The sequence below is a fragment of the Pseudomonas sp. TMB3-21 genome, assembly GCF_054898145.1.
Genome location: NZ_CM142718.1, coordinates 2,050,948 through 2,065,183 on the forward strand (window position 1 = coordinate 2,050,948; position 14,236 = coordinate 2,065,183).

At 59.3% G+C, this 14,236-nt stretch carries 13 protein-coding genes; 12 read left to right on the plus strand and 1 reads right to left on the minus strand.

Annotated elements, in window-relative coordinates:
- Window positions 1–11: 11 nt before the first annotated feature.
- The 6 genes from ACYZTS_RS09460 (at window position 12) to ACYZTS_RS09485 (ending at window position 7,301) form a co-directional block, all read left to right on the plus strand.
- Window positions 12–341 carry a sarcosine oxidase subunit delta gene (locus tag ACYZTS_RS09460; RefSeq protein ID WP_461995531.1) on the plus strand — a complete coding sequence of 110 codons (330 nt, stop codon included), beginning with the start codon at window positions 12–14 and terminating at the stop codon, window positions 339–341.
- Window positions 338–3,355: a sarcosine oxidase subunit alpha gene (locus ACYZTS_RS09465; protein WP_461995532.1), complete on the plus strand. Its 3,018-nt coding sequence runs from the start codon at window positions 338–340 to the stop codon at window positions 3,353–3,355. The genes ACYZTS_RS09460 and ACYZTS_RS09465 overlap by 4 nt, the downstream gene beginning before the upstream one ends.
- A 160-nt stretch (window positions 3,356–3,515) precedes the next feature.
- Window positions 3,516–4,148 (plus strand): sarcosine oxidase subunit gamma, encoded by a 633-nt coding sequence (locus tag ACYZTS_RS09470; protein ID WP_461995534.1) that lies wholly within the window; start codon window positions 3,516–3,518, stop codon window positions 4,146–4,148.
- Window positions 4,149–4,317: 169 nt separating this feature from the next.
- Window positions 4,318–5,175 carry a formyltetrahydrofolate deformylase gene (purU, locus tag ACYZTS_RS09475; protein ID WP_461995536.1) on the plus strand — a complete coding sequence of 286 codons (858 nt, stop codon included), beginning with the start codon at window positions 4,318–4,320 and terminating at the stop codon, window positions 5,173–5,175.
- A gap of 205 nt (window positions 5,176–5,380) precedes the next feature.
- A complete protein-coding gene (fdhA, locus tag ACYZTS_RS09480; protein WP_150579295.1) occupies window positions 5,381–6,580 on the plus strand; it encodes a formaldehyde dehydrogenase, glutathione-independent in 1,200 nt (399 codons plus the stop codon).
- Between the two features lie 163 nt (window positions 6,581–6,743).
- Window positions 6,744–7,301: a DUF2780 domain-containing protein gene (locus tag ACYZTS_RS09485; RefSeq protein ID WP_028619939.1), complete on the plus strand. Its 558-nt coding sequence runs from the start codon at window positions 6,744–6,746 to the stop codon at window positions 7,299–7,301.
- Window position 7,302: 1 nt separating this feature from the next.
- On the opposite strand, the gene ACYZTS_RS09490 is transcribed toward ACYZTS_RS09485, so the two are convergent.
- Window positions 7,303–8,190, minus strand: coding sequence for an acyltransferase (locus ACYZTS_RS09490; RefSeq protein WP_461995538.1), 888 nt, complete (start codon window positions 8,188–8,190; stop codon window positions 7,303–7,305).
- Between the two features lie 311 nt (window positions 8,191–8,501).
- Between ACYZTS_RS09490 and rloA2 the strand changes: the two genes are divergently transcribed.
- The 6 genes from rloA2 to ACYZTS_RS09520 all read left to right on the plus strand — a co-directional run bounded on the left by rloA2 (window position 8,502) and on the right by ACYZTS_RS09520 (window position 14,216).
- Entirely contained in the window at window positions 8,502–9,008 is a 507-nt protein-coding gene (gene rloA2 / locus ACYZTS_RS09495) for a retropepsin-like aspartic peptidase RloA2 (RefSeq protein WP_028619937.1), read from the plus strand.
- Between the two features lie 59 nt (window positions 9,009–9,067).
- Window positions 9,068–9,748 (plus strand): two-component system response regulator CreB, encoded by a 681-nt coding sequence (gene creB, locus ACYZTS_RS09500; RefSeq protein WP_461995540.1) that lies wholly within the window; start codon window positions 9,068–9,070, stop codon window positions 9,746–9,748.
- Window positions 9,748–11,166 carry a two-component system sensor histidine kinase CreC gene (creC, locus tag ACYZTS_RS09505; protein ID WP_461995542.1) on the plus strand — a complete coding sequence of 473 codons (1,419 nt, stop codon included), beginning with the start codon at window positions 9,748–9,750 and terminating at the stop codon, window positions 11,164–11,166. The genes creB and creC overlap by 1 nt, the downstream gene beginning before the upstream one ends.
- Before the next feature lie 197 nt (window positions 11,167–11,363).
- Window positions 11,364–12,734, plus strand: a complete 1,371-nt coding sequence (gene creD / locus ACYZTS_RS09510; protein WP_461995544.1) for a cell envelope integrity protein CreD — start codon at window positions 11,364–11,366, stop codon at window positions 12,732–12,734.
- Between the two features lie 136 nt (window positions 12,735–12,870).
- Window positions 12,871–13,881, plus strand: coding sequence for a hypothetical protein (locus ACYZTS_RS09515; protein WP_461995545.1), 1,011 nt, complete (start codon window positions 12,871–12,873; stop codon window positions 13,879–13,881).
- The gene (locus tag ACYZTS_RS09520) at window positions 13,878–14,216 is read left to right on the plus strand and encodes a hypothetical protein (RefSeq protein WP_461995547.1); all 339 of its coding nucleotides are present in this window, start codon (window positions 13,878–13,880) and stop codon (window positions 14,214–14,216) included. The genes ACYZTS_RS09515 and ACYZTS_RS09520 overlap by 4 nt, the downstream gene beginning before the upstream one ends.
- Window positions 14,217–14,236: the final 20 nt, after the last annotated feature.

Below are 14,236 nucleotides of genomic sequence, written 5' to 3' on the forward strand. Positions count from 1 at the left end.
GAGAAATCCCTATGTTGCATATCTTCTGTCCTCACTGCGGCGAACTGCGCTCCGAAGAGGAATTTCACGCGTCGGGCCAGGCGCACATCCCGCGTCCATTGGACCCGGCCAGTTGCACCGACGAAGAGTGGGGCGACTACATGTTTTTCCGCGATAACCCGCGCGGTCTGCACCACGAATTGTGGGATCACGTTGCCGGTTGCCGTCAGTACTTCAACGCGACGCGCGACACCGTGACCTACGAGATTCTTGAAACCTACAAGATCGGCGCCAAGCCACAATTCACTGACAAGACCGACAGCCCGACAGCGGCCGCCACGGCTCTGGGAGAGAAGGTATGAGCCAGATCAATCGCCTGTCCAACGGCGGACGGATCGACCGCAACAAAGTGCTGAGCTTCACCTTCAATGGCCAGACCTACAAAGGCTTCGAGGGCGATACCCTGGCTGCCGCGCTGATTGCCAACGGTGTCGATATCATCGGCCGCAGCTTCAAGTATTCGCGTCCACGCGGGATTTTTGCCGCTGGCACCGAAGAGCCGAACGCGGTGCTGCAGATCGGCGCGACCGAAGCCACGCAGATCCCTAACGTGCGCGCCACGCAACAAGCGTTGTATCAAGGTTTGGTCGCGACCAGCACCAACGGCTGGCCGAGCGTGAACAACGACATGATGGGGATTCTCGGCAAGGTCGGCGGCAAGCTGATGCCGCCGGGCTTCTACTACAAAACCTTCATGTACCCGCAGTCGTTCTGGATGACGTACGAGAAGTACATCCGCAAGGCCGCCGGCCTGGGCCGCTCGCCGACCGAGAACGATCCGGACACTTACGACTACATGAACCAGCACTGCGACGTGCTGATCGTCGGTGCCGGTCCTGCAGGTCTGGCCGCTGCATTGGCGGCTGCGCGCAGCGGTGCCCGGGTGATCCTTGCCGATGAGCAGGAAGAATTCGGCGGCAGCCTGCTCGATTCGCGCGAAAGCCTCGACGGCAAACCGGCCGCAGAATGGGTCGCCACGGTCATCGACGAACTGAAAAACACGCCCGACGTGCTGCTGCTGTCGCGTGCCACCGTCAACGGTTACCACGACCATAACTTCCTGACCATTCACGAGCGCCTTACCGATCACCTCGGCGATCGCGCACCGATCGGCCAGGTGCGCCAGCGCGTTCACCGCGTTCGCGCCAAGCGCGTGGTGCTTGCCACCGGCGCTCACGAGCGTCCGCTGGTGTACGGCAACAACGACGTGCCGGGCAACATGCTCGCCGGTGCTGTCTCGACGTACGTACGCCGTTACGGCGTGGCGCCGGGCAAAAAACTGCTGTTGTCGACCAACAACGATCACGCCTACCGCGTGGCGCTGGACTGGCTCGACGCCAGCCTGCAAGTGGTGGCGATCGCCGATGCGCGCAGCAATCCGCGCGGTGCACTGGTTGAAGAAGCGCGCGCCAAAGGCATTCGCATCCTCACGGGCAGCGCCGTCATTGAAGCCCGCGGGACCAAACGCGTGACCGCAGCCCGTGTCGCCGCGATCGACGTCAAAGCGCACGCCGTGACCAGCCCGGGTGAATGGCTCGATTGCGACCTGGTTGCCAGCTCCGGCGGTTACAGCCCGATTGTTCACTTGGCCTCGCACCTGGGTGGCAAGCCGATCTGGCGTGAAGACATCCTCGGTTTTGTACCGGGCGAAGCACCGCAGAAACGCGTGTGCGTGGGTGGCATCAACGGCGTTTATGGCCTTGGCGATTCGCTGGCGGACGGTTTTGAAGGCGGCGCTCGCGCGGCCAGCGAAGCCGGTTTCAGTGTGGTTGAAGGCACGTTGCCAAAGGCCCTGAGCCGTCTCGAAGAACCGACGCTGGCGCTGTTCCAGGTGCCGCACGAGAAGAACTCTGCACGCGCGCCGAAGCAATTCGTCGACTTCCAGAACGACGTCACCGCCGGCGGCATCGAGCTGGCGACCCGTGAAGGTTTCGAGTCGGTCGAGCACGTCAAACGCTACACCGCGCTGGGCTTCGGTACCGATCAGGGCAAGCTCGGCAACGTCAACGGGCTGGCCATCGCCGCCCGTTCGTTGAACGTGACCATCCCGCAGATGGGCACCACCATGTTCCGCCCGAACTACACACCGGTGACGTTCGGTGCGGTGGCCGGTCGTCATTGCGGGCACATCTTCGAACCGGTGCGTCACACGGCGCTGCATCACTGGCACGTGAAAAACGGCGCCGAGTTCGAAGACGTCGGTCAGTGGAAACGTCCGTGGTACTTCCCGAAAAACGGTGAAGACCTGCCCGCCGCCGTCAAACGCGAATGCAAAGCCGTGCGCGACAGCGTCGGCCTGCTGGACGCGTCGACCCTCGGCAAGATCGACATTCAAGGCCCGGATTCGCGCGAGTTTCTCAACCGCATCTACACCAACGCCTGGACCAAACTTGATGTCGGCAAGGCGCGCTACGGCCTGATGTGCAAGGAAGACGGCATGGTCTTCGACGACGGCGTGACGGCTTGCCTCGCCGACAATCATTTCGTCATGACCACCACCACCGGCGGCGCTGCACGCGTGTTGCAGTGGCTGGAAATCTATCATCAGACCGAATGGCCGGACCTCAAGGTGTACTTCACCTCTGTGACCGATCACTGGGCGACCATGACCCTGTCCGGGCCTAACAGTCGCAAGCTGCTCAGCGCCGTGACCGACATTGACCTGAGCAACGAAGCGTTCCCGTTCATGACCTGGAAAGAAGGTCTGGTGGGCGGTGTACCGGCGCGGGTGTTCCGCATTTCGTTCACCGGTGAGCTGTCGTACGAAGTCAACGTGCAGGCCGACTACGCGATGGGCGTGCTGGAGAAAATCGTCGAGGCTGGCAAGCCGTACAACCTGACGCCGTACGGTACCGAGACCATGCACGTGCTGCGGGCCGAGAAGGGTTTCATCATTGTCGGTCAGGATACTGACGGCTCGATGACCCCGGACGACCTGAACATGGGCTGGTGCGTCGGTCGCACCAAACCGTTTTCATGGATCGGTCAGCGTGGCATGAATCGCGAAGATTGCCTGAAGGATCAGCGTAAGCAACTGGTTGGCCTGAAGCCGATCGATCCGGCGAAGTGGCTGCCGGAAGGCGCGCAGCTGGTATTCAATACCAAGCAAGCGATTCCGATGACGATGGTCGGGCACGTCACCTCGAGCTACCTGCACAACTCGCTGGGTTATTCGTTTGCGATGGGGGTGGTGAAGGGCGGTTTGAAGCGCATCGGTGAACGCGTGTTTGCGCCGCTGGCGGATGGCAGCGTGATTGAGGCGGAGATTGTTTCTTCGGTGTTCTTCGATCCGAAGGGTGATCGCCAGAATATTTGATGGTTTGGATCCTGTGGAGTGCAGTCGCACCGTGGTGACTTCATCGCGAGCAGGCTCACTCCTACAGGTGATCGCGTTCCCCTTGTAGGAGTGAGCCTGCTCGCGATAGCGGTATATCTGCTTGCACAGAGCTCAAGTCAGAATTCAGGAAAGGTGCTTTATGACCGCAGCCAACGTGTACCAACAACGCCCGACCACCGGCGCAAAAGCCGAATCATCTCTGCACCATGCCGACCTCGCCAGCCTGGTCGGTAAGGGCCGCAAAAGCGCCGGCGTGATCGTGCGTGAGAAAAAACTCCTCGGTCACCTGACTATCCGGGGCGATGGTCACGATGCCGCATTTGCCGCCGGCGTGCACAAAGCGCTGGGCATCGAATTGCCCGCCGCGCTAACCGTGATGGTGAAAGGCGAAACCAGCCTGCAATGGATGGGCCCGGATGAATGGCTGCTGATCGTGCCGACCGGCGAGGAATTCGCCACCGAGCAGAAACTGCGTGAAGCGTTGGGCGATCTGCACATCGCGATCACCAACGTCAGCGGCGGCCAGCAGATCCTGGAGCTGAGCGGCCCGAATGTGCGCCAGGTGTTGATGAAATCCACCAGCTACGACGTGCACCCCAACAGTTTTCCCGTGGGTAAAGCCGTCGGCACCGTGTTCGCCAAGTCGCAATTGGTGATCCGCCACACCGGCGAGGACACTTGGGAATTGTTGATTCGTCGCAGCTTCTCGGATTACTGGTGGATGTGGTTGCAGGATGCGTCGGCTGAGTACGGGTTAAGCGTCCAGGCCTGATCACTACCCGCCATGGAGGCGGTCAACTGTGGGAGCGAGCCTGCTCGCGAAGGACTCGAGGACGACGCGTTAAATCAGGAAATACGCGTCATCGTTGACGTCCATCGCGAGCAGGCTCGCTCCCACAGGAGAACGCATTGTTTACCGATCTCCCAGGAGTCACCGCACTATGAGCCGCGCCCCAGATACATGGATTTTGACCGCCGATTGCCCCAGCGTCCTCGGCACCGTGGACGCGGTCACGCGCTTTCTGTTCGAGCAGGGCTGCTACGTCACCGAGCACCACTCGTTCGATGACCGGCTCTCCGGCCGCTTCTTCATTCGCGTGGAATTTCGCCAACCGGATGGCTTCGACGAACAATCCTTCCGCGCAGGTCTTGCTGAACGCGGCGAAGCCTTCGGCATGCTCTTCGAACTGACCGAACCCAACTACCGCCCGAAAGTGGTGATCATGGTCTCCAAGGCCGATCACTGCCTCAACGATTTGCTCTACCGCCAGCGCATCGGCCAATTGTCGATGGACGTCGCCGCCGTGGTCTCCAATCACGCGGATCTCAAGCCGTTGGCCGACTGGCACCAGATTCCGTACTACCATTTCCCGCTGGACCCGAACGACAAGCCGTCGCAGGAGCGTCAGGTGTGGCAAGTGATCGAAGAGTCCGGCGCCGAACTGGTGATCCTCGCGCGCTACATGCAGGTTTTGTCGCCAGAGCTGTGCCGCAAACTCGACGGTAAGGCAATCAATATTCACCACTCGCTGTTGCCCGGTTTCAAGGGCGCCAAGCCTTATCACCAGGCTTACAACAAGGGCGTGAAGCTGGTCGGCGCGACGGCGCATTACATCAACAACGACCTCGACGAAGGGCCGATCATCGCCCAGGGCGTCGAGGTGGTGGACCACAGTCATTATCCGGAGGATTTGATCGCCAAGGGGCGGGACATCGAAGGGCTGACATTGGCCCGGGCTGTTGGTTATCACATTGAAAGAAGGGTGTTTCTGAACGCCAACAGAACGGTTGTTCTTTAAAACGCCATCGCCAGCAGGCTGGCTCCCACAGGGTTTTGTGTCTGCCCACAAATCCCGTGTTCACTCGAATCCCTGTAGGAGCTGGCTTGCCAGCGATGAGGCCCTGACAACAACACAAATCACACAGGCAACACCCAGAGCAATCAACGCGCCGCCGCTCCAGGGCGACGCGACCGCTACATAAAAACAACAGCGAGGTGAAAGCATGTCTGGCAATCGTGGTGTGGTGTATCTCGGCGCTGGCAAGGTCGAAGTACAGAAAATCGACTATCCGAAAATGCAGGACCCGCGCGGCAGGAAGATCGAACACGCCGTCATCCTGCGCGTGGTTTCCACCAACATCTGTGGTTCCGATCAGCATATGGTGCGCGGCCGGACTACCGCTCAGACCGGTCTGGTGCTGGGTCACGAAATCACCGGTGAGGTGATCGAGAAGGGCAGCGACGTCGAGAATCTGCAAATCGGCGATCTGGTCTCCGTACCCTTCAATGTGGCGTGCGGCCGCTGCCGTTCCTGCAAGGAAATGCACACCGGCGTTTGCCTCAGCGTCAACCCCGCACGTCCGGGCGGAGCGTACGGTTACGTCGACATGGGCGACTGGACCGGCGGCCAGGCTGAATACGCCTTAGTGCCGTATGCCGACTTCAACCTGCTGAAACTGCCGGACCGCGATCGCGCGATGGAAAAAATCCGCGACCTGACCTGCCTCTCCGACATCCTGCCAACCGGTTACCATGGCGCGGTGACCGCGGGCGTTGGACCGGGCAGCACGGTGTACATCGCCGGTGCCGGTCCGGTTGGTCTGGCGGCTGCCGCTTCCGCGCGATTGCTGGGCGCGGCAGTGGTAATCATTGGTGACGTCAACACCGTGCGCCTGGCCCATGCCAAAGCGCAGGGTTTCGAAATCGCCGATCTGTCCCTCGACACCCCACTGCACGAACAGATCGCCGCACTGCTGGGCGAACCGGAAGTGGATTGCGCCGTCGACGCCGTCGGCTTCGAAGCGCGCGGTCATGGCCATGACGGCGTGAAACACGAGGCTCCGGCCACGGTGCTCAATTCGTTGATGGGCGTGGTTCGTGTGGCCGGCAAAATCGGTATCCCGGGCCTGTATGTGACCGAAGATCCGGGCGCCGTCGACGCCGCCGCGAAAATGGGCAGTCTGAGCATTCGCTTCGGCCTGGGCTGGGCGAAATCCCACAGCTTCCACACCGGGCAGACGCCAGTGATGAAGTACAACCGCCAGCTGATGCAGGCGATCATGTGGGACCGTATCAACATCGCCGAAGTGGTGGGGGTTCAGGTGATCAGTCTGGATCAGGCGCCGCAAGGCTATGGCGAGTTCGATGCGGGCGTGCCGAAGAAGTTTGTGATTGATCCGCACAAGATGTTCAGTGCGGCCTGAGACTTCGTGCAATGCTGAACGGCGACCCTCGGGTCGCCGTTTTTGTTTTGATCACGGCGACAATCGGCGGTCGTTCTGAGGAACATGCCGGGCCATACCCGGTCCAAACCGCAGTTTTGCCGCCCCTAGCCGGGCGGTTTCATGGCTCAAAGAGGATGTCTGAATGAAGATTACACGCGGTTTTGCACTGGCCTCGCTGATGACTCTGGTGGCCAGCCCGGTCTTTGCTCAGTTCAACCTGAACGATGTCGCCGGGGTGGTAGCCGGTATGCAGGGCGGCGACAAGGCTGCGGCTGTGGCGCCAACCCCGGAAACGGCAGGTCTGCTGAGTGCGCTGAGTGCGTTGAAGGTCTCGCCAGAGCAGGCCGTCGGCGGCACCAGTGCGATGTTGGGGCTGGCGAAAAACCAGCTCAGCAGTACCGATTATTCCGAACTGGCCAAAAGCGTACCGGGCATCGACAAACTGTCGGGCGGCAGCGGTAATCTGGCGGCGTTGAGCGGCTTGCTCGGTTCGTCCGCCAAGACTGCCGGGCTGGAAAATGCCTTGGGCACCGTCAAGGACACCAATGACCTGAACAACGCTTTCAGCGCGTTGGGCATGGACAGCGGCATGATCGGCCAGTTTGCCCCGGTGCTTTTGCAGTACCTCGGTCAGCAGGGCGTCGGCGGCTCGCTGCTGCAGAGCCTCGGCGGCATCTGGGGCGCCGGCACCGGCAGTTGATTCAACGGCGTTCGGCGCGCAAGGCTTCGATACGCTGATCTTTCTCGATCCAGAGCTGGTTGACCCAGTTCTGGACCTGGCCACGAAACAGTGGATCGTTTTCGTAATCCCCCTGCCACAGCGCCGGGTCAAGTTCACGGGTTTTGATGTCGATGATCACCCTCGGCACGACGCCGCAGATCAGGTTCCAGAATCCCGGAATCTTCTGCTGCGGATAGACCACGGTCACATCGAGTATGGCGTCCAGCTGTTCACCCATTGCCGCCAGTACAAACGCCACGCCGCCCGCTTTGGGCTTCAGCAAATGGGTGAAGGGCGATTGCTGCTGGTTGCTTTTGATCGCGGTGAAGCGGGTGCCTTCGAGGTAATTCACCACCGTCACCGGTTGACGCTTGAACAGCTCGCACGCGGCTTTGGTGATCTGCAGATCCTTGCCCGCCAGCTCGGGGTTTTTCGCCAGAAAAGCCTTGGTGTAGCGCTTCATGAACGGGTAATCCAGCGCCCACCATGCCAGTCCCAGGAACGGTACCCAGATCAGTTCTTTCTTGAGGAAGAACTTGAAGAACGGCGTGCGCCGGTTGAGTGCCTGGATCAGCGCCGGGATATCGACCCACGATTGATGGTTGCTGATGACCAGATACGAGGTGTCACTGCGCAGATGATCGCCGCCGCGGATGTCCCATTGCGTGGGGATGAACAGGCGGAAGATCAGTTTGTCGACCTCGGCCCAGGTCTCGGCAATCCACATCACCGCCTTCGAGGCGTCGTCGCGATAGCGACCGGGCAACACCAGTTTAAGCAGGGCGAACACCAACAGCGGCCCGATCAGGAACAGAGTGTTGAGCAACAGCAGCAAGGTAACGAAACAGCCGGTGAGCAGGCGGCGCATAGGTAACTCTTGAAAGCTTGTAGACGCGCCATGATAAGCAGCTTGGGGCGGCAGGCCAAATCGTTGATGACGAATGTTTCACGTTTGTCTCGGTATAGTTCGACGCCACTCAGCTCAAATTGCTCCAGTGGCTGGTCCGGCCTCATCGCGGGCTAGCCACGCTCCTACAGTTTTTTGTATCGTCCACAGAATTACGATACGAGACGGAACGTGTGGACGCGAGGCTTGCCCGCGAAGCGAACTCAGAAACGAACGAATTCCCCGCTGACGGTCTAAAATCCCGCTGCTCACTTTCCCAGGACACCGATCACGTGAAATCCCTCCTCGCACTGCTTACCCTCGTGGCTCTGCCGGCGCTGGCCGCCGAGCCGACCCTGTACGGTCGCTACGAATACATCGCCCTGCCGGAAATCGGCGGTGAAGTGCTCAAAGCCAAAATGGACACGGGTGCGCTGACCGCATCGCTGTCAGCCAAGGACATCGAAACCTTCACCCGCGACGGTGATGAATGGGTGCGTTTCCGCCTTGCCACCAAAGGCGCGAGCAACAAGGTCTACGAACACAAAGTCGCGCGGATCAGCAAGATCAAGGCCCGCTCCGAAGAAGACGAGGACGACAAGGAAGGCGCCGAGCCCACCAAGCGCCCGGTTGTCGATCTGGAACTGTGCCTGGGCAAGGTGAAACGCACGGTCGAGGTCAACCTCACTGACCGCAGCAGCTTCAATTACCCATTGCTGATCGGCGCCAAGGCTTTGCGCGAATTCGACGCGGCAGTGAACCCGGCGCGTCGCTACACGGCAGACAAGCCCGACTGCTGATTGACGGCGTATCAGCCTTGAGGCACCGTTCGCCCACCTAACTGTCGGGCTCGGACGCCATGCCTCATATCCTGATTGTCGAAGACGAAGCCGCGATTGCCGACACCCTGATTTTCGCCTTGCAGGGCGAGGGCTTCACCACCACCTGGCTGAGCCTTGGCGCGGCGGCGCTGGACCATCAGCGCCAGACCCCGGCCGATCTGATCATTCTCGACATAGGCCTGCCGGACATCAGCGGCTTCGAAACCTGCAAGCAGCTGCGGCGTTTCAGCGAAGTGCCGGTCATTTTTCTCAGCGCTCGCGACGCCGAAATCGACCGCGTGGTGGGCCTGGAAATCGGTGCCGACGATTACGTGGTCAAACCCTTCAGCCCGCGTGAAGTGGCAGCGCGGGTTCGGGCCATTCTCAAACGCATGGCGCCGCGAGCCGTGGCCGACGTTGGATCTGCGTTATTTCGCATCGACAGTGAACGGGTGCAGATCAGCTATCGCGGGCAATTGCTGACCCTCACTCGCCACGAATTTCGTCTGCTGCAGTGCTTGCTCGAACAACCCGAACGCGTCTTCAGCCGCGAGCAATTGCTCGATGCATTGGGCGTCGCCGCCGATGCCGGGTATGAACGCAGCATCGACAGTCACATAAAAAGCGTGCGCGCCAAACTGCGCCTGGTGAACGCTGACGCCGAGCCAATCCAGACCCATCGCGGCCTCGGTTACAGCTACAGCCCGGACCACAGCTGATGGCGCTGGGCATCCGGATATTTCTGGTCTATGTGCTGTTTATCGGCCTGACCGGGTACTTCGTGCTCAACACCGTCATGGAAGAAATACGCCCGGGCGTGCGCCAGTCCACCGAAGAAACCCTGGTCGATACCGCCAATCTGATGGCCGAAATCCTGCGTGACGATTTCAAGGCCGGCACGCTCAATCAGAATCGCTGGCCGCAATTGCTCAAGGCCTATGGTGAACGCCAGCCACGGGCGAATATCTGGGGTTTACCGAAAAATCAGGTCAATCACCGCATCTACGTTACCGATGCCAAAGGCATTGTGGTGCTCGATTCCAGTGGTGTCGCGGAGGGTCAGGATTACTCGCGCTGGAACGACGTGCTGCTGACCTTGCGCGGCGAGTACGGCGCCCGTTCCAGCCGCAGTGATCCCGACGATGCCAGCTCGTCGGTCATGCACGTCGGCGCGCCGATTCGTGATAACGGCAACATCATCGGCGTGGTCACTGTGGCCAAACCCAACAGTTCCTTGCAGCCTTATGTCGATCGCACCGAACGGCGCTTGCTGGCTTACGGCGCCGGCCTGATTGGCCTCGGCCTGCTGTTCGGCGCGTTGTTGTCGTGGTGGTTGAGCGCGGCGCTGCGACGGCTGACCGGTTATGCGCAAGCGGTGAGCGAAGGGCGCAAAGTCGAGGTGCCGCACTATCGCGGCGGTGAGCTGGAGCAACTGGCAACAGCAGTCGAGCAGATGCGCACGCAGCTGGAAGGCAAGGCCTATGTCGAGCGTTACGTGCACACGCTGACCCATGAACTGAAAAGCCCGCTGGCAGCGATTCGCGGTGCGGCGGAATTGCTGCACAGTGAAATGCCGCTGGCGCAACGGCAGCGATTCGTCAGCAACATCGACAGCGAAAGCCGGCGGATGCAGCAGTTGATCGAACGTCTGCTGAATCTGGCTCAAGTAGAACAACGGCAGGGACTGGAGGAACGGACTGCGGTGCCACTGGCAGCGTTGGTCAGCGAATTGATGGCCGCTCAGACGGCGCGAATCGAGGGTAAGCGATTGCGTGTCGAGCAAACCATCGCAGCGGATCTGAACATCATCGGTGAGCCTTTCCTGCTGCGTCAGGCACTGGGCAATGTGCTGGAAAACGCGCTGGATTTCACCCCCGCTTACGGCGTGCTGCGCTTCAGTGCCGAGCGGACGGGAGCGCAGATAGAAGTCAGATTGTTCAACGAGACAGACGCGATCCCCGAGTATGCCTTGCCACGTTTGACCGAGCGTTTCTACTCACTGCCGCGCCCGGACAGCGGGCGCAAGAGCACGGGGCTGGGGCTTAATTTCGTTGAAGAGGTGGTGAAGCTGCATGGCGGCGATTTGCGCATCGCTAACGTCGAGGGCGGTGTGGAAGTCACGTTGCGCCTGGCTTGACATCAAATCGCCTTTCGCAAGCAGGCTCGGTCACACATGTATTCGCAGTGAGCGCAACTTATGTTCTCCACAGTCAAAAGTGGGAGTGAGCCTGCTCGCGAAGACGGCGGCTCAGTCTCCACATAATCTCCACATTTGCCCCACATAAATTCCACATGACCAGCCCAGACTCTCCCCATCCAAACAGGGAAAGTCCCATGAACCGAAATCTGACCTTGAAACTCGGCGCCATCGCGCTGTTGATCGTGCTGTTGCTGATCCCGCTGTTAATGATCAACGGGTTGATCAACGACCGCCAGCAACTGCGCGATGGCGTGCTCGAAGACATCGCCCGCAGCTCCAGCTACAGCCAGCAACTCAGCGGACCACTGATGGTGGTGCCGTATCGCAAGGTGTTGCGCACCTGGAAGCTCAACGAAAAAACCAACCAGCGTTATCAGGAGGTTGGCGAGGAGCGCGGACGTCTATATTTCCTGCCGGAGCGTTTCGAACTCGATGGCCAGGTCCAGACCGAACTGCGCAAACGGGGCATTTACGAAGCGCGTCTGTTCCACGCCGACAACCGCATCAGCGGGCACTTTTCGGTCCCGGCTCAACTGGGCATCAAGGAGGACTTTGCCGATTACCAGTTCGATCAACCATTCCTCGCGGTGGGCATCAGCGACATACGCGGCATCGAAAATGCGCTGAAACTGGAACTCAACGATCAGCGACTGGACTTCCTCCCTGGCAGCCAGGTGGGCTGGTTGGGTGAAGGTGTGCACGTGACGTTGCCGGCGCTGAACGCGGCGCAGGTCACAGAGCTGACCTTCGGTTTTGACCTGCGTCTGCAGGGCACTGGCCAGCTGCAAGTGTTGCCGGTGGGCAAAACCAGCAAAGTATCGTTGGCCGCCAACTGGCCGCACCCCAGCTTCATCGGCAACTACCTGCCGGTCCAGCGTGAGATCACCGATCAAAGCTTCACCGCCGAATGGCAGACCACGTTTTTCTCCACCAACCTGCAAGAAGCCCTGGTGCGCTGCGTGTCTACCAGCACCTGTGATGCGTTCAACGCTCGCAGCTTCGGCGTGAGCTTCATCGACCCGATTGATCAGTATCTGAAAAGCGACCGCGCGATCAAATATGCGCTGCTGTTCATCGTCCTCACCTTCGCCGGCTTCTTCCTCTTCGAAGTGCTGAAAAGTCTGGCGGTGCACCCGGTGCAATATGCGCTGGTCGGCGTGGCCCTGGCGTTTTTCTACCTCTTGTTGTTGTCACTCTCCGAACACCTCGGGTTCGCCTTGGCGTATTTAATGTCGGCAAGTGGTTGCGTGTTGTTGATCGGTTTTTACGTCTGCCACGTTTTACGCAGCGTACGTCACGGTCTATGTTTTTCGGCGGGACTGGCAGCGCTGTATGGCTTGCTCTACGGCTTGTTGAGTGCCGAAGATTACGCGTTGCTGATGGGCTCGTTGCTGCTGTTCGGCCTGCTGGGCTTGTTCATGGTGCTGACGCGCAAACTGGACTGGTACGGGATCGGACAGAAACCGGCCAAGCCACTGGAGTTCGACATCGGGGTGGTGGAATGAGCCGCTCGCTGGGGTTGCGCGAGGATCAGCGGACAGGGCGCGTGCTGGCGAGACGAATAGCCAAATTGTTCCTGATACCCGACAGCCTGAGCACGGCTCGGCTAACCTGCAGTGATTGCGCACTGAGACATCAGGTATGGAAACCGGCCACGAACTGCATCGACACACTCCGACATTGGCAACCCGCGATCCCCGAGGGTTAGCCGTTGCCTCTGTTGCCTACTATCGCAAAACAAGTGCCGAGTTGCCTGCAACGCGCAGGACCCGGGAAACGTTTGATGTGGTCGGACGATCCGTGGCGAATTGGGATGCTCGTTTGGGGGGGATGCAGCCGCTCGCTTCGCAGGCAGTAATTCCCGGTTTGTCCGGCACGCCCCTGGTGACGCTCAGTGTGGATGCGGGCTGGCGACTGGCTTTGCAGGATGAAGCAGGGCACGTCCGGCATCGCTGGGACGCAGTTGGAAACACGACGTGTGTTGAATACGATCTGATGGGCAGGCCACTGAGCGTTGAGCAAGCCAATGCCGATGCTGCCCCGCAGACTGTTGAATGCCTGTACTACGCACCCGCTGCATCCGATGCGAATCTGTTGAACCGTTGCGGTCGACTGATTCGCCATGCTGACACTGCCGGCGTGCGAGAAGTAAAGGGTTACAGCCTCCAAGGCGAACCGATCGGGGAGGACAGACCTTGGAAAACTTCGAAATCGCTGTGCGAGGTCGCGTTGACGCCGAAGTTGAGCATCTGGAGGCATTGGATCAAGCGTTTGAATTGGCCTTGGATATATTGGAATCAGCATCACGGTCGTTGGAACATGGAGGCGAAGCCGATGACAGTCTCGAAAATGCTTCAAAAGGTGTTTCAGGGTTCTCTAGTCTCTGTTACCAAACTACTTAGCGACTTTAAAACGCTGATTGATGCTGCGAAATTGCATGCAAAAGGGGGCGCGTTGAGTGATCAGATTGTCTTCGTTAACCCCAACGCTGCAAGACGCGGAGTCATAGCTCGAACCGTAACCGGAGATGAACATAAACGAATTTTTTTCACTCCGATTTTTTTTGAGCGTAACCCCTTACAGAGGGCGAGAACTATTATTCATGAGCTTTCCCATTTGGAACTTGGCACTGAAGATTTTTTTATTATTTGAACCCTCCCGGTCAATCAGGTTTTCTGTCGGGAAAATTCAATGTAGAGAACTTCAACAGGGAAGTGACTGAAATCACCGCCAGGATACCGGGAGAACAACTCATCCAACAAATTGCCGACAGGATTGCTGCGGGTGCACTTGACGACAATACGATGGTGTCATTATTCGGTACCCGCATTCGCTTCATTGTTGAGCACGGCATCATCAAAGGTGGGCAATACAGGGAAAAAATGATGTACAGAAACGCCGATACGATTGCATTGGCTGCAGTTTTCACCGGGCAACGCGCTTTACATAAAACGGCAGCTCCGAAGTTATCCAACAGCACTGTGTAAGAGCCCGGGTTCCTTGAGGA